The following is a 25,062-nucleotide window of genomic DNA, read 5'->3' as shown; positions in this document are numbered from 1 at the left end:
ACTATCCGGTTTATGTATGGCTAAAACTATTCTGACTTGCCTCGCCTCCAAGAGATGGATGTTCACTCAGATATTTCAGTGAGGATTTAAAATCATCCAAGAGCAGCCCGGCGAAATCCATCTCGAACCCACGACGGCACATAATGCGCATAACTACCACATCAGACATCTTGCCACTAAGGGTAAATGCGGGAACCTGCCAGCCACGAAGCCTTAAACGCTCGGAGAGGTCGTAGAGGGTATACCCCGCCTTGGCTCCTTTTTTGATGCGGAAACAAATAGCTGGAATGCCCTCGTATGGGCCACCGCTGCAATAGAATTCATAAGGCCCAAGCGGGGCTATTTCTTTAGCGAGGAATTCAGCTACCTGATAGCAGGCGCTTTGTACTTTGGTATAACCTTCACGACCTAAGCGTATAAATTCATAGTATTGGGAAATAACTTGCCCCGCCGGACGTGAAAAGTTGATAGCAAATGTGCCGACCTGACCACCAAGATAATCGACATTAAATATCAGTTCTTCAGGCAACGCCGCAGCATCACGCCAAATAACCCAACCACATCCCAGCGGGGCCAGCCCGAATTTATGCCCGGAAGTACTGATTGATTTGACCCGTGGCAAGCGGAAGTCCCACTCAATATCCGGCGCAACAAAGGGAGCTAAAAAGCCACCGCTCGCCGCATCAATATGCATATCAATATCGAGGCCAGTATCCTTTTGCAGTTTATCCAGCGCGTCATGCAAGGGTTTAGGTAATTCATAATTGCCGGTGTAAGTCACACCGAAAGTTGGCACTACACCAATAGTATTTTCGTCACAGGCCTCTATCATCCGCTGCGGGTCCATAAATAATTGCCCTGGAATCATAGGGATTTCTCGAATTTCCACATCCCAATAACGTGCAAATTTATGCCAGCAAACTTGTACTGGCCCACAGACAAAATTAGGCTTATTGGTGGGTTTACCTGCCGCTTCCATTTTTTTGCGCCAGCGCCACTTCATAGCCATGCCACCCAGCATGCAAGCTTCTGAAGAACCAATGGTATTCGTCCCTACCCCTTGCTCACCGTTTGGTGTTGGGGCATTCCACAAATCAGCCATCATATTCACGCAGCGCATATCTATTGCCGCTGATTGCGGATATTCCTCTTTATCAATCCAGTTTTTATTTATCGAAAGATCCATCAGTTTGTGGACATTATCGTCATCCCACGTCTGACAGAATGTGGCGAGGTTTTGTCGCGCATTACCATCAAGAAATAGCTCATCACTGATGATTTGAAAAGCAATATCCTCACGCATCTCCTCTTTAGGGAACACTTTATTTTCTGAAATATTACGAATCGCTTTAGAGCCAAAGCGAGAGTCTAATAAATCTGAGCGATAATTATCCAGAGACTTTCTAGTCATTTCCTACCCCTATCCTAAATGATATAAAATTCGATTAAAAATGATTGAAATCAAAAAATTATAGAAATTAAAATTATTTATTATTGAGCACAGAAAATATATCGATAGAGCACTATTATGATTTCATATGCTAATAAACGTTAGCACTGGAAAAAAAATGTGCCACTACAAATACGAATATGTTTGTTTTAGGTAGGGGTGATTATTGTATTATTTTCATGCTAGTTTCTATTTATTAAGAAATTTTACGAGTAGTCTTTTCGAAAAGATATTCCTCCTTTTTTATCACTCAGGTTCTGTGAATAAAACTATTTCTATAGTGAATTATTTAACATTTAATCACTTTTTCCCGATGGCAATCACTGGCCTCCAGAACCTGACCTTGCTGCGAAGATACCGCCAATTTACTGATAGGTCGCCCACTCAGATTATCAACTAAAATAGAATGTTTCTCGCCCGCTGAAAATAGATGCTCTTCGCCCCATTGGCGTAAGCTGACAATAATCGGGAATAATTGATGGCCCTTCTCAGTCAGCACATATTCATGGTAAGCGCTGCCATCAGAGGCGGGAGCTACCCTCAAAATTCCGTGTTCCACTAGATCGCGCAGACGGCCAGCCAAGATATTTTTCGCCAATCCAAGATTGTTACGAAACTCGCCAAAGCGGCGAATCCCATCAAAAGCATCACGAATAATCATCAACGACCAGCGATCTCCCAAGATCTCAAGTGTTCTGGCAACTGGGCACTCTGCTGCTTCGGCCTGCTCTTCACTCATTTTAGACATTCTTTGACTCCGGTCTGGCGTAGAAAACTAGTTGCATATTAAAACCACCTCTGTTAAAAATCAATTAAGTGGTTTTAATTAGAAACCAGACTATGAATCAGGCATTTTATGTCCACTGTAAAAGAATCGGTAAAAAATCGCATCCAGCCATTACCTAAACCGGCTTTTACGCCGCACCTCAGCTCAATTATGGTACTGCTTTTTGCGATGATATCGGCCATGGCTGTGGCCAATGTCTATTTTGCTCAGCCTCTACTAGACATTATGGCGGGGGAGCTGAACGTTAGCCCATCGACGATTGGCCTGGTGGTAACACTGACACAAACAGGTTATGCCCTGGGGCTCATATTCATAGTACCGCTGGGTGATCTTTGGGATCGTCGAAAATTAATTATTGGGCAGTTATTGCTGTCTGCTGCGGCATTGACCTCGGCAAGCTTTGCCCCCACTTTTTCACTGCTACTGATAGCAATGCTGATTATCGGGCTGATGGCTGTTGTAGTGCAGGTAGTAGTTGCCTTTGCCGCAACCCTGGCACCCGAACAACAAAGAGGAAAAGTGGTGGGTAAAGTCACCAGCGGAATTGTATTGGGGATTCTGTTGGCGCGCTTTATCTCCGGTGTAATGGCCGATTTTGCCGGTTGGCGTTCAGTCTATTTTTGTTCAGCTGCAATGATGTTATTGATGGCAATAGTGCTCTATCTAGTGATACCTCCCGCAGCTAAATCAGCTCCGTCATCCTATCGGCAACTGCTGCTTTCGCTGTGTGAGTTATTTATCAATGAGCGTGAACTTCGCATACGAGCAACCCTCGCATTGTTGATATTTATGGCTTTTAGTGTGCTATGGACAGCAATGGTATTACCACTGAGCAGCCCACACTATGCTTTGTCTCATAACCAGGTGGGGTTATTTGGACTCGCGGGTGTCGCTGGAGCATTAGCCGCAAGCCACGCTGGGCAACGTGCCGATCGGGGATTGGGGGCGAAAACAACACAGATTGCCTTGGTGCTGCTGCTATTTTCCTGGCTTCCTATCGCATTTTTGCCCCACTCCTTGTGGTGGTTAGTTATCGGTGTAGTGATATTGGATTTTGCCGTACAAGCGGTGCATGTCACCAATCAGAGCATCATATTTGCACTCCGACCAGACGCCCAAAGCCGTCTGGTCGCGGGTTATATGCTGTTCTACTCGATTGGCAGTGCCGTCGGGGCTATCGCCACAACTTGGGTATTTGCCCATGCTGGATGGTCAGGTGTTTGTATGCTTGGCGCGACAATAAGTGCCGTTGCAATCCTGTTTTCACGTCTGACTTACAGAAAAGATTCCATACATGTAATCAATTGAATATCATAAATTTTATTTATGTTTCTATTATTCGGCTTATACTAATGTTAGTTATCTATAACTGAGTTCAGACCTTACAGGAGTAGTCGTTATGCTGAATATAGATCGGAAATACCTTCTGAGTATTGATGAAGGAACCTTAAAGAAACAACGGCTTATCATGCGAATCATTGCCATATTACTGCTGCTCGGTGGGATTTTTTGTCTGATTAACCCATTAGCTTCAGGAGCGGCCTTGAGTATGATTATCGGTATTCTGCTGTTGCTCAGCGGGATCGCGATGATAGTTGGGATGATAGCCAATCGCACTAATAACCTTTGGCCGATGGTCTCCGGTATATTGCTGGGTGTGGCATATATCGTAATGGGCTATGTATTTATTACCAACCCTGCGGTGGGAATGATAAGTCTGGCGATAGTGCTGGCGGTGCTGTTTGCCTTCGGTGGGGTTATGCGCCTGATAACTGGCTACAGAACATGGGGATTGCCGGGTGCATGGCTGCATATTTTACTGGGGATATTGGACTTAGTTATTACCTATTTGCTGGTCAGTGCCGGGCCGTTGATGTCAATCACTATGGTAACCACCTTGGTGGGGATTGAAATGCTCTTCAGCTCATTTAGCTGTTTTATGGTCGCGGGTTTATATAAACGCCAATCTTAATTCTTCTTCCTTAGCGGTATCGTGGACTGCGATACCGCTGTCCTGGAAATATTTTCATGTTCTCTAACAATTATTGATACTCGCCGTGGGAACTGCCACAGTGATATCCATCTACTCAAATTAATTGCCCAAAAAAAATATAGGCAGGTTATGTGAAACTCACTGATTTTTTAATTGCTCTATTGATCACTGCCATCTGGGGCGTAAACTTCTCTATTATCAAACTTGGTCTAATTACCGCAGATCCGCTTATTTTAGCGGGTATTCGCTTCACTCTTTGCGCGTTACCAGCGGTCTTTTTTATTAAGAAACCAGAGACTTCATGGCGTTATATAATAGGTTACGGACTCTTATTTGGTATCGGTCTCTGGGGGATTGTTAATCTGGGTATCAAAGCCGGCGTATCTGCAGGAATTGCATCTTTAGTGCTGCAATTTGGTGCTTTTTTTACTATGATTCTTGGCGCATTCTTATTTCACGAGAATCTATCGAAATATCAATATAGGGGTATTATCGTCGCACTATTAGGGCTAACTAGCATCATATTTATCAGTGACGGCTCAGTGACATTTATTGGTCTGGCTTTGGTATTATGCGGCGCAGTGGTTTGGGGGTTAGTCAGTATTATTATTAAAAAATCTAATACTAAGCAGGTATTTTCATTTTTGGTATGGTCGAGTTTATTCTCTCCTATTCCACTGTTCATTCTGAGTTATCTCTTTAATGGGCCAAGTGGATTTACTGAATTCGTTATGCATTTTAATACAACCACGCTATTTTCTATTTTGTTTCAGGTTTATCCAAATACATTATTCGCCTATTGGGTGTGGAATTCATTGCTCACTAAATATCCCGTTTCAGTCGTCGCACCGTTATCCCTGTTAGTGCCGATTTTCGGCATGCTAGGCTCAGTGATGATTTTCAATGAAAGTATTCCCTCTGGGAAAATTATCGCGATGGTATTCATTATTAGCGGACTAATTATAGGTCTATATGGTCAACGACTGAGGAACCTACTAAAGAAAAAATCTTCAGTTTCCCTCATTGAATAAAACGCAGTCATATTCATGACGGCTATCACAATCAGCACATTGTGATTTCCCAAGTTGCATTGCACCGTCTAAATTTGAATAAAAAATCTCATCCGACCACTGGCGAAACGCAGTTGTAACGGAGAGGAATAACAATAATGGAGACTGCAATGTTAGCTTACCCTCACCTGCTCGCCCCCTTAGATCTTGGTTTCACCACCCTGAAAAATCGCGTATTAATGGGCTCGATGCATACTGGGCTGGAAGAGTTGCCTGATGGTCCACAACGCCTAGCGGCATTCTACGCTGAGCGCGCTGCAGGAGGCGTCGGCCTGATTGTCACTGGTGGTATTGCGCCCAATAAAAAAGGCGTCGTGTATCAAGGTGCATCGGTGCTAAATGACGCCACACAAGTGCCACACCATCAAATTGTGACTGATGCGGTACATCGTGCAGGCGGTAAAATCGCGCTACAAATTTTGCATGCGGGCCGTTATAGCTATCAAAAACAGCCAGTCGCCCCCTCAACATTACAAGCTCCGATTAACCCGTTTGCCCCTCAGGCATTAAGTCACGACGAAGTGCTGCAAACCATTACTGACTTCGCTCACTGCGCACAGTTAGCCAAACAAGCGGGTTACGACGGCGTCGAGGTAATGGGGTCTGAAGGGTATTTGATTAATCAGTTTCTGACCGCGCGAACTAATCAGCGCAATGATGAATGGGGTGGTGACTTTACTCGTCGCATGCGTTTTGCCGTTGAAATCGTACGGGCCGTTCGAGCGGCAACGGGCCCAGATTTTATCTTGATTTACCGCCTCTCGATGCTCGATTTAGTGGAGGATGGCTCCAGTTGGGATGAAATTGAACTGTTGGCGCGAGCAGTCGAGCAAGCCGGTGCTACCTTGATTAATACCGGTATCGGCTGGCATGAAGCCAGAATTCCTACGATCGCCACCATGGTGCCACGCGCTGGATTCAGTTGGGTGACCCGCAAATTGATGGGGAAAGTGAATATACCGCTCATCACCACCAACCGGATCAATGACCCCTCAGTGGCAGAGCAAGTTCTGACCGACGGCTGTGCAGATATGGTATCGATGGCACGCCCCTTCCTTGCTGATGCGGCTTTCGTGCAAAAAGCGGCACAGGATAGGGCTGATGAAATTAACACCTGTATCGGATGCAATCAGGCCTGTCTGGATCAAATTTTTGACGGCAAGCTGACTTCGTGTTTGGTCAATCCTCGCGCCTGCCGTGAAACCGAAATGCCCGTATTAGCGACAGAAGCGCCAAAACGGCTTGCTGTCGTCGGTTCTGGCCCAGCCGGATTAGCTTTTGCCGTCACCGCCGCCAGCCGTGGCCATCAAGTCACACTCTTTGATGCCGCAACCGATATTGGCGGCCAGTTTAATATCGCCAAACAGATCCCCGGCAAAGAGGAGTTCTACGAAACTCTGCGTTATTTCCGCCGTCAATTAGTGCTTCATGGTGTTATTCAACAGTTGAATACTCCAGTTCAGCCGGAGCAACTGGCTGATTTTGATGAAGTGATCCTTGCCTGCGGTATTCAGCCACGGTTACCTGCTATTAAAGGTATCGAACATCCCAAAGTACTCACCTATCTGGATGTCTTGCGTGATAAAAAACCGGTGGGAGAACGAGTCGCTATTATTGGTGCGGGTGGAATTGGGTTTGATACTGCCGAATATCTCAGCCAATCGGGTGATTCCAGCAGCCTGGATAGCCGCGCATTCAGCCAAGAATGGGGCATTGATCAGGATTTGGCCCATCGCGGCGGTTTATCTCCCGCCGGGGGAAAAGTCCATCTATCACCACGACAGATTTTTCTGTTACAACGAAAAAGCAGTAAAGTGGGTGAAGGATTAGGGAAAACAACCGGTTGGATACACCGCACCAGCCTGGCTATGCGCGGAGTGAAAATGCTCAACAGTGTCAGCTACGAAAGTATTGATGATGAGGGCTTACATATCATTCGAGCAGAACAAGCCAGTTGCCTGCCTGTCGATACCATTATTATTTGTGCCGGTCAGGAGCCGCGCCGGGAGTTGCATCAACCCTTGCTGGAAATGGGAAAAACGGTGCATTTAATTGGTGGTGCTGATATCGCCGCCGAACTGGATGCCCGTCGGGCAATAGATCAAGGAACGCGGCTGGCGCTGGCGATATGAGCATGAAGTTAGCTAAATAGGAGCGAGGTTAATTATAGTTTAGTGAGTGAAGGGTTGACCGCACCTCGGGGCACTCCGACGGCTTACGCCGTTACGGCCCCAACGGCACGTTTCCCCTTCATTTGACTTTGTCAGTAGAATCACAGGAGGTAGAAGCCGCCTGTGACTCTACGATTAGAAATCGCTGTACGACATGTCGAGGCTACCCGACCCACCACCCTCAGAGCGTGATGAGGCCGTCTTCACGGCCTTGAGCACCATAAACTTCTGATTGGAATCCAGCGTCTCGCAGTTTCCAAATAACCGTTTTAGTTTGTGGAAATAATCCAGATGACGGTTACCAACAATCATCAGTTCGCCGCCCACTTTCAGACAGCGTTTGGCATCACAGAACATCTGCCAGGCCACATGGTCACTGACGGCGTGTTGTTGATGGAATGGCGGGTTACATAACACCAACTGTAAGCTCTCGCGCTCAACACCAGCCAAACCATGACTCACCATAAATTCACAACGCGGCAAATCTTGCGGGCGGTTATAGGTCACATTCAGCTCACTGGATGCCACCGCCATGTATGACTCATCAACGAATAACATTTCTGCCAGCGGGTTTTGCTCCAACGCGATTAAACCCACTACCCCATTACCGCAACCCAGATCGGCTATTTTACCCTCAACATCATAGGGCAGAATTTCCATAAAGAAGCGCGCACCAATATCCAAATTATTGCGCGAGAAAACGTTCGCATGGTTATGGATGACATATTCGGTATTTGCCAGCGGCCAATCGATCGTTTCCGGCGCATCCTCAGCCAGAGGAATATCGGCCACTTCGCAGTGAATCAGGCGTGCTTTTTTCCATGCCAGCGTGGTTTTGGTCGGCCCGAGAATTTTTTCGAACAATTGCAGGGTTGAATTATGCACATCACGAGATTTCGCCCCGGCAATAATCACCGTGTCTGGCGCAACGACACGACGCAAAGCACGTAATTGATGCTCCAACAACGCCAAAGCTTTAGGGATCTTAATCACCACCAGCTTAGGGGCCTCAGGCAAAGCATCCATACTGCTCAGCAATGTGACAGCGTCTTCATCCAGATGGTTTAAACGTAAATTATGTGCCGTTGCCAGTTGGCTCATATAAGAGTCGCTGACACTAAACGGGCGATAAGCATGTAAAGCACAGGTCAGCGTACCGAACTGATCATTAAACACCAGCACCGGACGGCCATCAATTTGGTTTAAGTCAATGTTTTGTAGCAGATATTCATCTGCTGCTTCCCATGCCTGTAAGGTATTGGAATTTTCTTGTGGGGGGAAACGCTCAAGCTCAAAGCTTTGTGTCCCCAGTAAGACTTGGCTCATCACCGCTCCTGGCTTCTATTAGAAATAACAAATTTGGGCTGTTTATCCCCTAAAACAGGCGCTCAGTAAAATGTTTTTTTACTTAAATGCTGTTTTAGGTACAGACATGTAGCCTTCGGCTATGCCGTTGGAGGCAGATTTTACACTTTTGCGCTGAAAACATCCTGCTAAACCATAGCTCTTAATTATAAAAGGAGATAAATATCTCTTATTAAAATATGAGAATAATAAATCACAAGGAAATTAAGACTTATTAATAAATAATTTCCGCATGAAAAAATAAAACATTATAAATACTAAGTCACATTGCAACATAATCAACAGTTACAAGACTTACTGATCATAGTCATTATAAATTTAAATCAACCATCAGAACCTCACCCCCCAAAACAATAAGTCATGGGGTACTCAGCCATTATAAGGATTAGTGATATTAAATTATGGAAAATATAAATAACTCAAGAAGAAACATATTAAAAAAAAGCCCTATAGCTAAATTTATTGCATCCGTATTATTTATATTAGGGAGTGCATCTACAAACGTAAACGCAAATATAGCTAACACTCATGAGGGAGCAGTGAATGATGAAAATGTAAAACTAATATTGAATCAAAAAGCAAAGAATTCCAGCCTAAATGGCTCTAGTTCATTAACACTCACTGATAAGGCGGAAGCTTCCGATACCATAATTGATACCGATAGTATATCTTCATTATTTTTATTAACAGGAAAAAGTCAAGCCAATACCACTAAAATTCGAAATGGTAGGATGGAGGTAACAGACAGCGCCACTGCATCTAAGACCTTTATCGGTTTAACTAAAGAGGAAAATGAACCGCTACCAGCAGATCCTGAAATAACGGGAAGAATGGATATATACAAAATCGGAAAAGCCGAAGATACCACGGTTGGAATGCATGGCGAATTCTACCATGGTGGTAGTGGAACTGCAGAAAAAACACATATTAAAAAAGGAGGGAAATTAGTCGTTCAAAGTATCGAGATATTATATCCAACACTATCAAACACCTCAGTTGAAGGTATCTTAGAATTAAACAGTGATGTAAACCTAAATGGCACTACCGAATTTTCGCCTGGCTCAGAATTAAAAACAAATGGTTATGATATTATAAACGATGGAGATATTATTTTCAGCGGCATAGGTGGAGGAATAGTAGCAAATATAGAAGGCAGTGGTTCATTAACTATAGACAGCCCTGAGAAAACATTCACATTACAAGGTAGCAGTTCTAGTACATATATGTACTCCGGCCTAACACATATACGAGCAGGTACATTAAAACTATTAGAAGCAGATTTTTCTTCCAGCCCAATTATAGGTAAGGCGGATGCTGAACTCATATTATCTCATAGTACACTAGATACAAAAGTTAACGGTGTTCGTATGATTATCGATGGGAAAAGTAAATGGTATATGGCTGGAGATTCAAGTGTTGCTGCACTTAATATTTCAGAAAATAGCCAGATCCATCTAAATCATGGCCAGGCAGGTAATAAATTAGCTATTGCAGGGGATTATCACAGCGATGGCGGAACGCTAGTTTTTTATAGCAAGCTAGAGGGAGATGAGTCTGAAACTGACAGTATGTTGGTTGAGGGTAATACATCGGGACATACGAAGATTGTAATTAATAATTTAGGCGGTAAAGGTGCGAAAACTGATTTAGGTATTCCATTGATTGAGGTTAAAGGTGAATCTAATGGTGAATTCGAACAAGATGGTCGTGACGTCGCTGGCGCGCATGAATATTTTCTCAGACGTGGGAGTGAAGCTGATCTTAACAAGAACTGGTATATGATCAGTGATGCTGCAAATATTGAAAAGAAACCTATGGCTGAGAAAAAGGTAGAGGAGGTTATACCAGAGTCAGAAGTAAATAAGACAAAGGTAAATCCACAGCTACCAGAGTTAGCAAAAAATGATGATTCAGATAACTCAGGCGATGGTCTATATCATCAGGTTGAAAAAACACGCAGCAAGCATGGCCTCCCTGGCCCTAGCAACAATCCAGTAAGTGCATTATTCGCTTATCTACCAGAAAAAATAAAAGAAGAGGAGGCTGAATTAGCTGCCACATCTCAAGAGAAGGATTGGAAAAAAAATTCAGATAACACGCTAGCAGCTAAAGGTGCTGAGGAACAAGAAAATCCGCAAACAAAAGACACTGTAGTAACAGCACCAAATAAAGCCAAAACTGAGAACAAAAACATTCCCCAAAAAACCTATCAGCCCGTTTATCGCCCAGAAAATGGCAGTTATATTGCCAATCTATCAATGGCGAGACATCTATTCACCTCTGACTTAGACAATCGTTCTGGGAATTATAAATATAAGGATGCTGCTACCGGAGAATGGCGCACTTCCAGTATGTGGATACAAACTCAGGGTGGAATAAAGCAGTTTGGTAATACAGTTGACCAACTGAATATCAAAGGGAAATACTACTCAATTCAGTTTGGCGGCGATGTTGCTCAGTGGGATATTGGCACGCAAGGCAGCGGGCGAATCGGTATGTTGGCTGGGTTGGGTAAAGCAACCAACCACAGCAAGTCTAAGGTTACAGGCTATTATTCTAATGGTTCTGTTAATGGCTATAACCTTGGTGTATATGCGACCTGGCTATCGGATCAGCAAAATAAGACAGGGCTTTACATTGATACCTTGGCGCAATACAGCTGGTTTAATAATGCCGTTAACGGCCAAGAACTAGCAGAGGAAAAATATAAGTCCTCCGGTTTTACCAACTCAATAGAAAGCGGTTATACCTTTAATATTGGTAGTACTGAGCAATTGAGTTACTTCATCCAGCCCAATGCAAAAATCACCTTGGTAGGAATCAATGCTCAAAATCATACTGCAACCAATAAAGATATCATCAATTATACTAACAAAGGCCAATTGATAACCCGTATTGGTGCTAAAACATATCTGCAAACCACCAATAACTCAGGTCAAGAATTCATGCCATTTGTTGCTGTTAACTGGCTTCATCAAAATTACAATACCGGCACACAACTTTCAGGACAAGGTATTGAGAACATCAGTAAAAACAGTGCTGAAATCAAAATTGGCGTAGAAAGTAAAATTGACCAACGTTTGCATGCCTGGGCAAATATCAATCATCAGATTGGAAATTATAATACCAACGATACTAATGCCTTGGTTGGCATAAAATACGCTTTCTGATAACAATAAAAGATACCTGTAAATATAATATTGCAGGTATCTTCACTTTAACAATACGTCACAACTCACATACCCTCTCCGGTGTAAAAATAATATTGGTATTGCTCCTCTGTGGCTAATAGTTAGAAACCATTCAAACGGCTGGATTTTTCTAAGCAACCGGATTTTGTCTAACCCATTGGAAAACGCTATTATCAGCATCAAGATACACAAAACTATTGGCAGCCAGAGCACATATATATGCAGGAACTCACCTATCTGCAAGGTTATCCAGAACACTTACAGTCCCAAGTACAGCAGCTTATCAGTGAACAGCGGTTGGGAAGTGTATTACGGCAACGCTATCCGCAACCTCATGATTACAATACAGATAAAATGTTGTATCAATATACGATAGATTTAAAGAATCAATATCTGCGGAATGCTCAACCACTCAGTAAAGTGGCCTATGACAGTAAAATCCAAGTGATGAAACATGCGCTAGGGCTGCACACCGCTATCTCCAGAGTGCAAGGTGGCAAATTAAAGGCCAAAGCAGAGATCCGGGTAGCTACGGTATTTAAAAATGCCCCTGAAGCTTTTTTAAAAATGATCGTGGTGCATGAATTAGCACATTTGAAAGAGAAAGATCACAACAAAGCGTTCTATAGTTTGTGCTGCCATATGGAACCGCAATATCATCAATTAGAATTTGATACGCGCCTTTATCTGACACATTTGGATCTGTTTGGTGCGATTTACTAGCCTTTAAAAAACCAATCCGTTGTTCGCGGGGCGGTTCAATGTGTTTTTCTTCTGTAAGAATGGAGTTCACTATGATTCGCTTCGCTGTTATTGGTACCAATTGGATCACCGCGCGCTTTGTTGATGCCGCCCACGAAAGTGGTAAAATGAAACTGGCTGCTGTTTACTCGCGTAAATTGGAGCAAGCTAAAGAGTTTGGTGATAATTATAACGTTACTGAATGTTTTGATGATCTTGAAGCTATGGCGGCAAGCGATCAGATTGATTCAGTGTATATCGCCAGCCCAAACGCCTTGCATTACTCCCAAGCCAGATTGTTTCTCAGCCATAAAAAACACGTTATCTGTGAAAAGTCATTAGCCTCAAATATTGCAGAGGTTGAAGCGTTGACTGCCTGTGCCCGCGAGCATGATGTGGTGTTATTCGAAGCGTTTAAAACGGCCTATCTTCCTAACTTTATTCAATTAAAACAATCTCTTCCGCGTGTGGGGAAATTGCGTAAAGCCTTTATCAATTTCTGCCAATACTCTTCACGTTACCAGCGCTACCTGAATGGCGAAAACCCTAATACCTTTAACCCAGCATTTTCAAATGGCTCTATCATGGATATCGGTTACTACTGCCTGGCCAGTGCTTTGGCATTATGGGGAGAGCCTAAATCCGTGATGGCGAGCGCGAGTTTATTACCGAGTGGTGTTGATGCGCATGGTACAGTTTGCCTAAATTATGGTGATTTTGATGTGGTGATTATCCATTCAAAAGTGAGCCAATCCGATATTCCCAGTGAAATACAGGGCGAAGATGGTTCATTGGTTATCGAAAGCATCTCTGAATGCCTGTCTGTGGCCTTTACCCCCCGAGGCAGCCATTCACAAGATCTGACGCAGCCCCAGCATATTAATACTATGCTGTATGAAGCTGAGGTTTTTGCCAATCTGGTTGAAACCAATCAGGTCGAACATGATGGCTTGCAACTGTCATTACTGACGTCACGTATCCAGACGGATATCCGCCGCCAAACAGGGGTTATCTTCCCAGCGGATTCCCAGCCACCGGCAGTATAGCCAAAGTCATTGGTGTTGCTGGTAAGCTGCGCATATGAAGGATACATAGTTAATATTTTGTTTCAGCGATTGACGTGTCGGCCATTTTCCATTATTTTTGCGCGGCAAAGGGGAGTAACTTCATTGCCGGTTTGCCGTCATTACGGTGCGAAAGCACCCGGTTACCGGGCACCTCATTAATGTTCTGGCATCTGTTTAGATGCTTCCATACCCAAAATAATTCGAGTTGTAGGAAGGCGGCAAGTGAGTGAGTCCCGAGGAGCTTACATCAGTAAGTGACTGGGTGAATGAATGCAGCCAACGCACATACAGCTTGAAAGATAACGGGTATACATTAATAGAGTTGTAAGTGAGACCTTGCCGGAAGGCGAGGTTTGCTTGCAGCTCAGACATAGCGGCTGGCGTCTTCCGACGTTGGCCGTTTTTGTTTTTATGAGGTTCCTTAATGATGAATACCGTGGGTACACCCTTATTGTGGGGTTGTTTTGCCGTTGTTGTGACAATTATGCTCGCCATCGACTTATTGTTGCAGGGGCGTCGTGGCTCACAAACCATGACTCTACGTCAGGCTGCCTGTTGGTCGCTGGTGTGGGTGAGTTTATCTTTGCTGTTTAACGCCGGTTTCTGGTGGTATCTGACCGAAACTATGGGCCGGGAAATCGCCGACAAACAGGCGCTGGCCTTCCTCACCGGCTATCTGATTGAAAAAGCACTCGCTGTCGATAACGTCTTCGTCTGGCTGATGCTATTTAGCTATTTTGCTGTTCCTGCCAATTTGCAGCGCCGAGTACTGATTTACGGTGTATTGGGCGCGATCGTGCTGCGTACTATCATGATCTTCGCAGGAAGCTGGTTGGTATCACAATTCAGTTGGATTTTGTACCTGTTCGGCGCCTTCCTCCTGTTTACTGGTATCAAAATGGCATTGGCGAAAGAAGACAGTACACCGATCGGCGAGAAGCCGCTGGTACGCTGGATTCGCAATCACCTGCGCATGACTGACGAGCTACATGGTGATCGCTTTACTGTACGCAAAAATGGCCTGCTCTATGCCACGCCATTAGTATTGGTACTAATTCTGGTAGAACTGAGTGATGTGATTTTTGCCGTCGACAGTATCCCGGCTATCTTCGCGGTTACCACCGATCCCTTTATTGTTTTGACCTCTAACCTATTTGCGATTTTAGGCCTGCGCGCCATGTATTTCTTGTTAGCAAACGTGGCTGAGCGTTTCTCCATGTTGAAATACGGTTTATCCGTGATATTGGTGTTTATCGGTGTCAAAATGATGATTATCGATCTGTTCCATATCCCTATTGGCATTTCATTAGGCGTGGTGGCAGGTATTCTTGCCCTAACATTGTTAATTAATACGTGGGTAAATCATCGTGCAGATAAGCATTTAGCAGCAGATAATACTACCAATAAATAGTTATCATCACGATACAATATATTATGCGGGGTGGTTACTGCCCCGCATTTATCTCGCTTATTTCGCCAGCAACCAAATGTTATTGCCATCACACAAATGTAAACGAAATGTTATGCAAATTTGATCTGCATTGGATTTTGCCGATTGTTTCTTTCCTGCTCAATAGATTCCCTTATACTGTCAAAGCAAACACACCCAGTTACAAATAATACAAAGTTACAGGTGTGAAAACTCTACCCCAAATAATTCGAGTTGTAGGAAGGCGGCAACTGAGTGCACCCCGATGAGCTTACTTAGGTAAGTGATTCGGGTAAGCGAGGGCAGCCAACGCACATACAGCTTGAAGTATGACGGGTATCAGTGCGTAGCCCCGTTCCGGCTCATGCGCTAATTAACTAAAGATTGGGAAGAGGTATCACTGGAAACTATGGAAAAGACACAGTCTGGCTTTATCGGATTTATTATCCGCGGCAGTTTGGTCAAGCAAATTCTGGTCGGGTTGATTGCCGGGATTATTTTAGCGCTGGTATCAACTCAAGCCGCACTGGCAGTGGGTTTGCTGGGTACATTGTTCGTCGGCGCATTAAAAGCAGTCGCCCCTGTTTTGGTTTTGATGCTAGTTATGGCCTCCATTGCCAACCATAAGCAAGGCCAAAAAACCAGTATCCGCCCTATTCTGTTTTTATATCTGTTAGGCACATTCTCGGCAGCTCTGATTGCGGTTGCTGTTAGCTTTATGTTCCCATCCACTTTAGTATTGGCTACGCAGAACGCGGATATCACCCCGCCAGGTGGGATTGTTGACGTACTGAAGGGCTTGTTAAACAGTGTGATAGCAAACCCAATCCATGCGCTGCTGAATGCAAACTATATCGGTATTCTGGCCTGGGCTGTTGGTCTGGGTGTTGCTTTGCGTCACGCGGCAGATACCACCAAGGCATTGATTAATGATATGTCTGATGCCGTCACTGTGGTGGTACGTGTGGTTATCCGCTTCGCACCATTAGGTATTTTTGGTCTGGTGGCATCCACGATGGCCGAAACCGGCTTTGGCGTGTTGCTGGGCTATGCACACCTGCTGGTGGTATTAATTGGCTGTATGTTAGTCGTAGCGTTAATAGTTAACCCACTGATTGTTTACTGGAAAATCTGCAGCAATCCCTATCCACTGGTCTTCGCCTGCCTGCGCGAAAGTGGCGTTACCGCTTTCTTTACCCGCAGCTCAGCCGCAAATATTCCCGTTAATATGGAAATGTGTAAGAAGATGAACTTACACGAAGATACATACTCCGTTTCTATTCCATTGGGTGCCACCATCAATATGGCGGGTGCCGCTATCACCATTACCGTGTTAACGCTGGCGGCGGTTCATACCTTAGGTATCCCAGTAGATTTGCCAACTGCGCTGCTATTAAGTGTGGTGGCTGCTATCTGTGCTTGTGGGGCATCCGGTGTTGCCGGTGGCTCATTACTGTTGATCCCACTGGCTTGCGGTATGTTTGGTATCCCCAATGAAATCGCTATGCAAGTAGTGGCGGTTGGTTTCATTATTGGCGTATTGCAGGATTCAGCTGAAACTGCGCTGAACTCGTCAACTGACGTTATTTTTACCGCCGCAGCTTGTCAGGCAGATGATGCCAGATTAGCAAATCCTGATCCGCTGGCGAGCCGTAAATCAGTCTGAACCATATTATAGAGATAACTATCGGGGGCAATTTGGCCCCCGTTTCTTATTATTTTGCGACGTTCTTTTCGACCAGAAAAGGGTCTATCCCTTGCCGTTGCAGACGATAAAAACGGATAATATTAAAGCCATTAAGTAATAAGAAACTGCCCTCAATCAATGACCCTCCGATCGACCCCAACCAGACGTTATGAATAACCCAACAAACGGTGGAGACCCACATCACGCAGCGGGTTGTTAGGCCTGTAGTGCGAAATATCGCCCAGGTGCTGATAACGGTGCCAAAAATTGGCAAGATCTCGATGGCATGCTGCATACGCCAGAGGCCAAAAGCCACTATCAGAATAATAAACACCAACATAGCAATACTGCTGCGGGTCTTAGCCGCGACCAGATTACGTAATGCATTCAGCATAGCGCTGCTACCGGCAGCACTGGCCCCCATCAGGAAGAAATGGCAGCCAATAATGGCGCTATAAGCAGAAAGTTGTAACCTGAAACGCCGCTCATCGCGGTTGAAGAACATGGTAATGCCGACAAAAAATGCCAGCACACCAACGGCTTGAGCAAACCAATAGAAAGTCATGAAGGGATAATCCTGGTGTACGGTAACCGTACAAATTAATAAGCAAACGGCACTCCCCTTCGTGCTTGAAGTCGCAGGAGCTAGCTACCTGCGACTTCAATACCTTGGTAGAGTGTCTTATCCATAAAAAATAAAACACCGTTTCATATTAATCAAAAGGCACAATATTTACAAGGTGACACCGCTTTTAAAGATTGCCAGTTCACGGAAGTCATTGACTTCATTGCGCGCGGGTTTGCCATTGGCAATGTCGACAATCAAATCAACAAACTCTGCCAGCAAATCATCCATTGACGTGCCATGAATCAGTTTACCGGCATCGAAATCAATCCAATGGGGCTTTTTCGCAGCCAGTTCACTGTTAGTTGCCAGTTTCACTGTCGGCACAAAACCGCCATAAGGTGTACCACGTCCGGTACTGAACAACACCATATGACAACCTGCGCCCGCTAATGCACTGGTGGCTACTGCATCATTACCTGGTGCACTGAGTAAATTCAGCCCAGGGTGCTGTAAACGCTCACCATACTTCAACACATCAACCACTTTGCTCTGACCCGCTTTTTGGGTACAACCCAGTGATTTCTCTTCCAGCGTGGTGATACCACCTGCTTTATTGCCCGGAGATGGGTTTTCGTAAATCGGCTGGTTGTGCGCAATAAAGTACTGTTTGAAGTCATTGACCATGCTAACCGTCTTTTCAAACGTCGCTTCATCACGGCAGCGACTCATCAGAATCCGCTCAGCGCCGAACATTTCCGGCACTTCGGTTAGAACAGAAGTTCCGCCATTGGCAATCACATAGTCGGAGAAGCGGCCCAGTAATGGGTTAGCGGTGATACCAGATAACCCATCAGAACCCCCGCATTCCAGACCAAACTTGAGTTCACTCAGCTTACCCGCAACCCGTGGGTCATTGCGCATAACCTGATACAAAGCATGCAGATGCTCAAGACCGGCTTCGACTTCATCATCCTGCTGCTGACAGACCATAAAGTGCACACGATCTTCATCAACCTGCCCCAACGTGGTTTGGAAAACGTCTACCTGGTTGTTTTCACAGCCCAAACCGATGACCAGCACCGCACCAGCATTGGGGTGACGCACCATGTTTTGCAGCATGGTACGGGTATTTTCGTGGTCCTGACCCAGTTGTGAACAACCGAATGGATGGCTGAACAGATAGACCCCATCAATACCATCCGCGTCTTGTGTTTCTTTCAGAAAACGTTGTTGGATCTGACGGGCGATCCCATTCACGCAACCTACCGTTGGGATAATCCACAATTCATTGCGCACCGCCACATCTCCGTTGGCCCGGCGATAGATCTGCACTTCGCGATCTGCCATTTGCGGTGGTAACTCACTGAATTCTGGCTGATACTGATACTCATCCAGATCGCTAAGGTTAGTTTTAGCATTTTGCGAATGAATATGTTCGCCGGGCTGGATCAGGGTTAATGCATGGCCGATCGGCAAACCATACTTAACGATCATTTGCCCCGGTGCGATGGCCGTTAAAGCAAATTTATGACCACGCGCTACTGGCTGAGCCAATTTAACACTGAAGTCTCCAATTTCGAGAACATCATCTGTGGCTAAATCTTGCAGTGCGACAGCAACATTATCCAACGGGTGAATTTTTATAATACTTTGCATAGTTAAACCTTTAGCTGTATGCCGCGACCGCAGCTCTCATTCCGCTGTCAATGATGGTCTGTAGTTGCTCTGTCACTTGATTTGCCAGTTGTGGTACCGCAGTCAGATCCTGTCCCCAATGGGCGGTATCAGACAGTACCGTGTTAACCAATTCAGCCAGCTTGATATCGCCGTGCTTTACACCATTCCACAAGGTGGAATAGCGCTCCAGCCAGTGAGCATCATCCTGCAACGGGTAAGTTTGACCATCACGTTCACCACGATAAAAGGCGATCAGAGCGGCCAGTGCAAAAGTCAGGCGTGGCGGCAACTTGCCTTGTTGCTGCTGATAAGTTAGCAATTGCGGTAAAATGCGAGTACGGAATTTGGTCATGCCATTCAAGGCAATAGATAACAACTGATGCTGAATGAACGGGTTACGGAAACGGCTCAATACAGCCTGAGAGAATGACAACAACTCGTCTTCCGGTAAATCCAATACCGGCACAATCTCTTCAGTAATGGTTTTCTCAACAAAGCTGCTGATTTGCGCGTCATCCATCGTCTGACCAACCGTGTCCAGCCCAGACAGGTAAGCCACTGGCACCAATGCAGTGTGCGCACCGTTCAGAATCGCAACTTTGCGTTCTTTATAAGGTTTGATGTCATCGACGATACGGACATTCAGGTCTAATTTATCGAGGCGAAGCTCTTGTGCTAATTCTTTTGGCCCTTGGATAACAAACAGATAGAAGTATTCGGCGGTATCCAGGAAGCTGTCTTGATAACCTAATTCGGCTTGCAATGCTGCTACTTCATCACGCGGATAACCTGTCACAATGCGGTCAACCAATGTGGAGCAGAACGTGTTGTTCTCAGTCAACCACTGGGTAAATGCCGCAGGCAGTTGCCAATGGCTGGCATAGCGTAGAACTAACTCACGCAGCGCTTCACCATTATAATCAATTAGTTCGCAAGGCAGCAGCACCCAACCTTTGTCCGCGGCACCGGAAAAATGCTCAAAACGTTCGAACAGTAAACGGGTCAATTTAGCTGGGAAAGAACTTGGCGGTGCATCGTTGAATTGATCCGCTTCGTTCCAGGCAATACCGGCTTCAGTGGTGTTCGAAAACATAAAGCGAATATTAGGATCACGAGCTAGCGCCAGATATTCATCAAACTGGCGGTAAATATTAATTTCACGGTTAACCGAACGGATCAGGCGGGATTCACGCACCGCTTCGCCTTGTTCGTTCAGACCGCGGATCACCGCAGTATACAGGCCATCCTGAGTGCTGAGTGACGGTGGAAAATCGGTGTCAATCGGACGGATCACCACAATCCCGGCATTGAGATCGGTGTGCTCATTCAGTAAATCGATCTGCCAGTCAACAAAGGCTCGCAGGAAGTTACCTTCACCGAATTGAATGATTTTGTCAGGGTGGCTACGGCCAGGAAAGTCACGACGGTTCAAAGTTTGCATCAGGATTCACCTCATAACGCATACAGCCGGGCGTTAAATATTCAATATGTTAATGTTATAAGGGGCTGATATTCAGCCCCGAGATTGTTATTAGTTATTCATCACAGAAGCAGTTCAGCGATTACAATTCGATGGCAAAATATTGCTTAGCGTTATCAAAGCAGATGTTTTTCACCATAGAACCTAGCAGTTCAATATCCGCTGGAGCTTCGCCATCCTCGACCCAGCGGCCAATCATTTGGCACAGGATGCGACGGAAGTATTCATGGCGGGTATAAGACAAGAAGCTACGGCTATCAGTCAGCATGCCGACAAAGCGGCTCAGTAAACCAAGCTGTGCCAGTTGGGTCATTTGACGTTGCATGCCATCTTTTTGGTCATTGAACCACCAGCCAGAACCAAATTGCATTTTCCCGGCAGCGCCTTCGCCCTGGAAGTTACCCACCATAGTGCCGATCACTTCGTTATCACGTGGATTCAGGCAGTAAAGGATGGTTTTTGGCAGTGCATTACGCAGGCCTTGCGCATCCAATAAGCGAGATAAAGGTTGAGCCAGTGGCTGGTCATTGATGGAGTCAAAGCCGATATCCGGCCCGACCAGATTGAACATGCGGCTGTTATTGTTGCGCAATGCGCCGATGTGATATTGCTGCACCCATTCGCGGCGGTGATATTCGCCAGACAGGAAGATCAACACGGCTGTTTTGAACTGTGCGATTTCTTCAGTACTTGGCTGATTACCCGCCAGGCGGCGAGCAAGGATGCCGTCCAGCGTCGCTTCATCTGCTTCACCGTAAACCACCACATCCAACGCATGATCAGACACTTTGCAACCATGAGCGGCAAAGTGATCCATACGTTTATTCAGCGCGGTACACAAATCGGCGAAGCGACTAATTGACGTGTCAGCGGCAGCTTCGAGGCGCTGCATATAGTCATTGAAACCTGCGGCTTCAATATTGAAAGCTTTATCTGGACGCCAGCTTGGCAAAACTTTGATATTGAAACTGCCATCAGCAGCAATCGCTTTATGATGGCGCAGGTCATCGATCGGGTCATCAGTAGTACCGACCATTTTGACATTCATCTGCTGCATGATACCGCGGGCAGAGAAGCTATCCTGAGCCAGTAGTTCGTTTCCGCGCTGCCAGATTTCATCTGCAGTGGCTGGGGACAATAACTTACCTGTAATACCAAACGGGCGGCGTAATTCGAGATGCGTCCAATGGTAGAGCGGGTTACCAATAGTATGAGGAACCGTTGCTGCCCAAGCATCAAACTTCTCGCGATCACTGGCATCACCGGTACAGAAACGCTCAGCCACACCATTAGTGCGCATCGCGCGCCATTTATAGTGGTCACCTTTCAACCAGATGTCATACAGATTCTTAAAACGGGTGTTTTCTGCAATCTGTTCTGGGGGTAAATGGCAGTGATAATCATAGATCGGCTGATCTTTTGCATAATCATGATAGAGACGACGGGCAAATTCGGTGTCGAGCAAAAAGTCTTCGGTCAAAAACTGCGCCATATTAGGTTCCTCACTTGAGTACATCTAGAGTACTGCTTTCTGTTATCGCGAAGTTATCACACCAATTTCATCTATCGTCCAGCATTTTTTGTAGATAGAGATCGCAAAAATCTAACAAAAAGAACAAATACCCAACATTTATAGTCCATTTAGTCCCTTGCGGCACTAAGTCTGGTGGGTTCTATTATTCCCTAATTGAAAAGTGGTTTTTGTGATATCACTCAACTTTTAAATCTGTATGACAAGTTATTGTTGCGTCGCCATCAGTCATCTCATTCGTCATGTTCATCAAACGCACTGATTTGACCTCAATGGAAATACCTAGAGTGAGCGCCGCGCCAGCACTACGGCCTCAAACAAGAGAAGGGATAGCCAAAGAGTTGAAGTTGGCACAGCACGGCCAGCCTCAATTAAATAAGAAGAGCCAGGTACCACCGCGATGTCGGATTGGACCAAATTGCGCCATGAAACGTCACGACAGGCGGCGTTTCATGGCAGTAATCTAAGACTGGGAGAAGTTATAAATGATGCGTAAAATTAAAGGCTTACGCTGGTATATGATCGCTTTGGTCACCGTTGGCACCATATTAGGTTACCTAACACGTAACGCTATTGCCGTTGCCGCACCAACGTTGCAAGAGCAGTTACATATCACCACTCAGCAATATTCTTATATTATCGCCGCTTATTCAGCCGCTTACACCCTGATGCAACCGGTAGCCGGTTATATTCTGGATGTGATGGGGACGAAAGTCGGTTATGCCATGTTTGCCGTTATGTGGGCCATATTCTGTATGAGTACCGCATTAGCCAGCAGCTGGGGTGGTTTAGCGATCGCTCGTGGTGCTGTGGGTGCAGCAGAGGCAGCGATGATCCCTGCGGGTCTGAAAGCAACCAGTGAATGGTTCCCGGCAAAAGAGCGTTCTATTGCTGTAGGATATTTCAACGTAGGTTCTTCTATTGGCGGCATGATTGCACCACCATTAGTGGTGTGGGCTATCGTGATGCACAGCTGGCAGATGGCATTTATCATCACCGGTGTACTCAGCCTGATTTGGGCCATTGCCTGGTTAATCCTGTACAAACACCCGAAAGATCAGAAAAAACTGTCTGATGAAGAACGTGAGTACATCCTGAGTGGTCAGGAAGCGCAGCACTCTACTGCAAACTCCAAAAAGATGTCCGCACTACAGATTATCCGTAACCGCCAGTTCTGGGGTATCGCAATTCCACGTTTCCTGGCAGAACCCGCCTGGGGAACATTCAACGCGTGGATCCCACTGTTCATGTTTAAAGCTTATGGCTTTAACCTGAAAGAAATTGCCATGTTTGCCTGGATGCCTATGCTGTTTGCCGACCTGGGCTGCATTCTGGGTGGTTATCTGCCACCTTTGTTCCAGAAATACCTGAAAGTTAACCTGATTGTGTCACGTAAGTTAGTGGTAACAATGGGCGGCTTGTTGATGATTGGGCCGGGGACCATTGGCCTGTTTACCAGCCCTTATGCTGCTATCGCCCTATTGTGTGTTGGGGGCTTTGCTCACCAATCATTGTCTGGCGCACTAATCACACTGTCTTCTGACGTCTTTGGTCGTAACGAAGTGGCCACCGCCAACGGCTTGACGGGAATGGCAGCCTGGACTGCCAGTACCATGTTCGCTCTGGTGGTAGGTGCTTTGGCAGATACTATGGGCTTCAGCCCACTGTTTGCCGCACTGGCGGTGTTTGACGTGTTGGCCGTCGTGGTTATCTGGACGGTGCTGCAAAACCGTCCGGCAGCGGAACCGGCTATTGATCCGGTGCAACAAACACCAGCCGGACAGAATTAATTCACATCACGATTTGAAGTTATTGACATCACCAGCCCGGCAAAATCTGCCGGGCTTTTTTATACCCGGCCTCCCCCTTCTACCGCACATTTTCCATCATAACTGTGATAGCAATAACTAGAACACAATTGGGATAAGTGGTATAACAAGTCCCATTGTATCTCCTACGGGATATCATGCCTTCCAGACAAAATGAGCCGCAAAATTTGCTGCCTCAATTGATCCCAAGAGCCTTAATCATGGAATTCACAGAAACCAGACGGTTGTACCAACAGTTAGCCGCAGAGTTAAAGCAGCGCATCGAAGCCGGTGTTTATCCGGTGGGCGATAAATTGCCCGCAGAACGCTACATTTCCGAAGAAATGAATGTCAGCCGCACCGTGGTCCGTGAAGCGATTATCATGCTGGAAGTAGAAGGCTATGTAGAAGTGCGCAAAGGCTCCGGCATCCATGTGATGTCGAATAAACAAAAGCACTTGGTTATGCCTAACCATGGCATTGAATTCGCTACAGCGGGTCCTTTTGAGCTGTTACAAGCGCGCCAATTGATCGAAAGTAACATTGCCGAATTTGCGGCCACGCAAGTGACGCGACAAGATATCGTGCAATTAATCGAGATCCAAAAGCATGCGCGGCAAGAGGATCGTTTTCGCGACTCGCAGTGGGATTTGAAATTCCATGTACAGGTAGCGCTGGCGACACAAAACACCGCCATGGCAACGATTGTCGAAAAAATGTGGAGCCAGCGGGTACATAACCCTTACTGGATCAAGCTGCATGAACATATCGATGATAAATCGATCGAGAGCTGGTGTGAGGATCACGACAGGATCCTCGAAGCCTTGATGCGTAAAGATCCTTACGCGAGCAAGCTGGCCATGTGGCAACATCTGGAAAATACCAAGCAGATGCTGTTCCGCGCAACCACCGATGATTTTGAGTTTAATGTGGACCGCTATTTATTCACTGAGAACCCGGTTGTTCACCTCGATATACCCAGTGTTGCCAATAGTGTTGCTAATAGCAAAAACTGATCTCTATCCTATAAAGAGATAATCCGTGGGG

Annotated in this window: 18 protein-coding genes; 11 read left to right on the top strand and 7 right to left on the bottom strand. The window is 45.7% G+C overall.

Translation table 11 applies throughout. From position 1 onward, the window contains the following. Window positions 1-10 precede the first annotated feature (10 nt). Complete coding sequence (locus ACF3VQ_RS02575; protein ID WP_392433274.1) at window positions 11-1,411, bottom strand: glutamate decarboxylase; 1,401 nt, start codon at window positions 1,409-1,411, stop codon at window positions 11-13. Between the two features lie 328 nt (window positions 1,412-1,739). Next, a complete protein-coding gene (locus tag ACF3VQ_RS02570) occupies window positions 1,740-2,198 on the bottom strand; it encodes a winged helix-turn-helix transcriptional regulator (RefSeq protein WP_392433273.1) in 459 nt (152 codons plus the stop codon). Window positions 2,199-2,306: 108 nt separating this feature from the next. On the opposite strand from ACF3VQ_RS02570, the gene ACF3VQ_RS02565 reads away from it, so the two are divergent. From ACF3VQ_RS02565 to ACF3VQ_RS02550, 4 genes are all read left to right on the top strand, one after another. Then, window positions 2,307-3,545: an MFS transporter gene (locus tag ACF3VQ_RS02565; RefSeq protein ID WP_392433272.1), complete on the top strand. Its 1,239-nt coding sequence runs from the start codon at window positions 2,307-2,309 to the stop codon at window positions 3,543-3,545. Between the two features lie 91 nt (window positions 3,546-3,636). Continuing rightward, the gene (locus tag ACF3VQ_RS02560) at window positions 3,637-4,209 is read left to right on the top strand and encodes an HdeD family acid-resistance protein (RefSeq protein ID WP_392433271.1); all 573 of its coding nucleotides are present in this window, start codon (window positions 3,637-3,639) and stop codon (window positions 4,207-4,209) included. A gap of 152 nt (window positions 4,210-4,361) precedes the next feature. Then, window positions 4,362-5,261: an EamA family transporter gene (locus ACF3VQ_RS02555; protein WP_392433270.1), complete on the top strand. Its 900-nt coding sequence runs from the start codon at window positions 4,362-4,364 to the stop codon at window positions 5,259-5,261. 149 nt (window positions 5,262-5,410) lie between these two features. Next, on the top strand, window positions 5,411-7,432 hold the full coding sequence (locus ACF3VQ_RS02550) for an FAD-dependent oxidoreductase (RefSeq protein WP_392433269.1): 2,022 nt from the start codon (window positions 5,411-5,413) through the stop codon (window positions 7,430-7,432). A 174-nt stretch (window positions 7,433-7,606) separates the two neighbouring features. On the opposite strand, the gene rlmG is transcribed toward ACF3VQ_RS02550, so the two are convergent. Continuing rightward, the gene (gene rlmG / locus ACF3VQ_RS02545; RefSeq protein ID WP_019080009.1) at window positions 7,607-8,797 is read right to left on the bottom strand and encodes a 23S rRNA (guanine(1835)-N(2))-methyltransferase RlmG; all 1,191 of its coding nucleotides are present in this window, start codon (window positions 8,795-8,797) and stop codon (window positions 7,607-7,609) included. Between the two features lie 440 nt (window positions 8,798-9,237). Here rlmG and ACF3VQ_RS02540 point away from each other — a divergent pair, with 440 nt between their 5' ends. The 5 genes from ACF3VQ_RS02540 (at window position 9,238) to sstT (ending at window position 16,930) form a co-directional block, all read left to right on the top strand. After that, complete coding sequence (locus ACF3VQ_RS02540; RefSeq protein WP_392433268.1) at window positions 9,238-12,006, top strand: autotransporter outer membrane beta-barrel domain-containing protein; 2,769 nt, start codon at window positions 9,238-9,240, stop codon at window positions 12,004-12,006. Window positions 12,007-12,246: 240 nt separating this feature from the next. Beyond that, window positions 12,247-12,750, top strand: a complete 504-nt coding sequence (locus tag ACF3VQ_RS02535; protein ID WP_392433267.1) for a M48 family metallopeptidase — start codon at window positions 12,247-12,249, stop codon at window positions 12,748-12,750. Between the two features lie 71 nt (window positions 12,751-12,821). After that, window positions 12,822-13,814, top strand: coding sequence for a Gfo/Idh/MocA family protein (locus ACF3VQ_RS02530; protein WP_392433266.1), 993 nt, complete (start codon window positions 12,822-12,824; stop codon window positions 13,812-13,814). Between the two features lie 445 nt (window positions 13,815-14,259). After that, window positions 14,260-15,246 carry a TerC family protein gene (locus tag ACF3VQ_RS02525; RefSeq protein WP_392433265.1) on the top strand — a complete coding sequence of 329 codons (987 nt, stop codon included), beginning with the start codon at window positions 14,260-14,262 and terminating at the stop codon, window positions 15,244-15,246. Between the two features lie 427 nt (window positions 15,247-15,673). Next, the gene (gene sstT, locus ACF3VQ_RS02520; protein ID WP_392433264.1) at window positions 15,674-16,930 is read left to right on the top strand and encodes a serine/threonine transporter SstT; all 1,257 of its coding nucleotides are present in this window, start codon (window positions 15,674-15,676) and stop codon (window positions 16,928-16,930) included. Window positions 16,931-16,979: 49 nt separating this feature from the next. Here sstT and ACF3VQ_RS02515 read toward each other — a convergent pair whose 3' ends face one another. From ACF3VQ_RS02515 to uxaC, 4 genes are all read right to left on the bottom strand, one after another. Next, window positions 16,980-17,516: a YgjV family protein gene (locus ACF3VQ_RS02515; protein WP_392433263.1), complete on the bottom strand. Its 537-nt coding sequence runs from the start codon at window positions 17,514-17,516 to the stop codon at window positions 16,980-16,982. A 168-nt stretch (window positions 17,517-17,684) separates the two neighbouring features. Continuing rightward, window positions 17,685-19,175 carry a UxaA family hydrolase gene (locus tag ACF3VQ_RS02510; protein ID WP_392433262.1) on the bottom strand — a complete coding sequence of 497 codons (1,491 nt, stop codon included), beginning with the start codon at window positions 19,173-19,175 and terminating at the stop codon, window positions 17,685-17,687. A gap of 10 nt (window positions 19,176-19,185) precedes the next feature. Next, a complete protein-coding gene (locus ACF3VQ_RS02505) occupies window positions 19,186-20,637 on the bottom strand; it encodes a tagaturonate reductase (protein ID WP_392433261.1) in 1,452 nt (483 codons plus the stop codon). 121 nt (window positions 20,638-20,758) lie between these two features. Then, window positions 20,759-22,168: a glucuronate isomerase gene (gene uxaC, locus ACF3VQ_RS02500; RefSeq protein WP_392433260.1), complete on the bottom strand. Its 1,410-nt coding sequence runs from the start codon at window positions 22,166-22,168 to the stop codon at window positions 20,759-20,761. 524 nt (window positions 22,169-22,692) lie between these two features. Between uxaC and ACF3VQ_RS02495 the strand changes: the two genes are divergently transcribed. Then, window positions 22,693-23,997 (top strand): MFS transporter, encoded by a 1,305-nt coding sequence (locus tag ACF3VQ_RS02495; RefSeq protein ID WP_011817242.1) that lies wholly within the window; start codon window positions 22,693-22,695, stop codon window positions 23,995-23,997. A gap of 239 nt (window positions 23,998-24,236) precedes the next feature. After that, the gene (exuR, locus tag ACF3VQ_RS02490) at window positions 24,237-25,031 is read left to right on the top strand and encodes a transcriptional regulator ExuR (RefSeq protein WP_392433259.1); all 795 of its coding nucleotides are present in this window, start codon (window positions 24,237-24,239) and stop codon (window positions 25,029-25,031) included. Window positions 25,032-25,062 lie beyond the last annotated feature (31 nt).

It is taken from the genome of Yersinia fenwicki (genome assembly GCF_043099325.1).
Lineage (GTDB): Bacteria > Pseudomonadota > Gammaproteobacteria > Enterobacterales > Enterobacteriaceae > Yersinia.
Note: the sequence above shows the minus strand (reverse complement) of the source record. Positions and strands in the feature narration are given on the sequence as shown.

What these genes read in the sequence shown, in the direction of transcription:
- ACF3VQ_RS02570 (WP_392433273.1), bottom strand. Translation starts at nt 2,198, where the DNA reads ATGTCTAAAATGAGTGAAGAGCAGGCCGAAGCAGCAGAGTGCCCAGTT.
- ACF3VQ_RS02525 (WP_392433265.1), top strand. Translation starts at nt 14,260, where the DNA reads ATGATGAATACCGTGGGTACACCCTTATTGTGGGGTTGTTTTGCCGTT.
- rlmG (WP_019080009.1), bottom strand. Translation starts at nt 8,797, where the DNA reads ATGAGCCAAGTCTTACTGGGGACACAAAGCTTTGAGCTTGAGCGTTTC.
- ACF3VQ_RS02540 (WP_392433268.1), top strand. Translation starts at nt 9,238, where the DNA reads ATGGAAAATATAAATAACTCAAGAAGAAACATATTAAAAAAAAGCCCT.
- ACF3VQ_RS02565 (WP_392433272.1), top strand. Translation starts at nt 2,307, where the DNA reads ATGTCCACTGTAAAAGAATCGGTAAAAAATCGCATCCAGCCATTACCT.
- ACF3VQ_RS02535 (WP_392433267.1), top strand. Translation starts at nt 12,247, where the DNA reads ATGCAGGAACTCACCTATCTGCAAGGTTATCCAGAACACTTACAGTCC.
- ACF3VQ_RS02515 (WP_392433263.1), bottom strand. Translation starts at nt 17,516, where the DNA reads ATGACTTTCTATTGGTTTGCTCAAGCCGTTGGTGTGCTGGCATTTTTT.
- ACF3VQ_RS02510 (WP_392433262.1), bottom strand. Translation starts at nt 19,175, where the DNA reads ATGCAAAGTATTATAAAAATTCACCCGTTGGATAATGTTGCTGTCGCA.
- ACF3VQ_RS02560 (WP_392433271.1), top strand. Translation starts at nt 3,637, where the DNA reads ATGCTGAATATAGATCGGAAATACCTTCTGAGTATTGATGAAGGAACC.
- sstT (WP_392433264.1), top strand. Translation starts at nt 15,674, where the DNA reads ATGGAAAAGACACAGTCTGGCTTTATCGGATTTATTATCCGCGGCAGT.
- uxaC (WP_392433260.1), bottom strand. Translation starts at nt 22,168, where the DNA reads ATGGCGCAGTTTTTGACCGAAGACTTTTTGCTCGACACCGAATTTGCC.
- ACF3VQ_RS02505 (WP_392433261.1), bottom strand. Translation starts at nt 20,637, where the DNA reads ATGCAAACTTTGAACCGTCGTGACTTTCCTGGCCGTAGCCACCCTGAC.
- ACF3VQ_RS02550 (WP_392433269.1), top strand. Translation starts at nt 5,411, where the DNA reads ATGTTAGCTTACCCTCACCTGCTCGCCCCCTTAGATCTTGGTTTCACC.
- ACF3VQ_RS02495 (WP_011817242.1), top strand. Translation starts at nt 22,693, where the DNA reads ATGATGCGTAAAATTAAAGGCTTACGCTGGTATATGATCGCTTTGGTC.
- ACF3VQ_RS02530 (WP_392433266.1), top strand. Translation starts at nt 12,822, where the DNA reads ATGATTCGCTTCGCTGTTATTGGTACCAATTGGATCACCGCGCGCTTT.
- exuR (WP_392433259.1), top strand. Translation starts at nt 24,237, where the DNA reads ATGGAATTCACAGAAACCAGACGGTTGTACCAACAGTTAGCCGCAGAG.
- ACF3VQ_RS02575 (WP_392433274.1), bottom strand. Translation starts at nt 1,411, where the DNA reads ATGACTAGAAAGTCTCTGGATAATTATCGCTCAGATTTATTAGACTCT.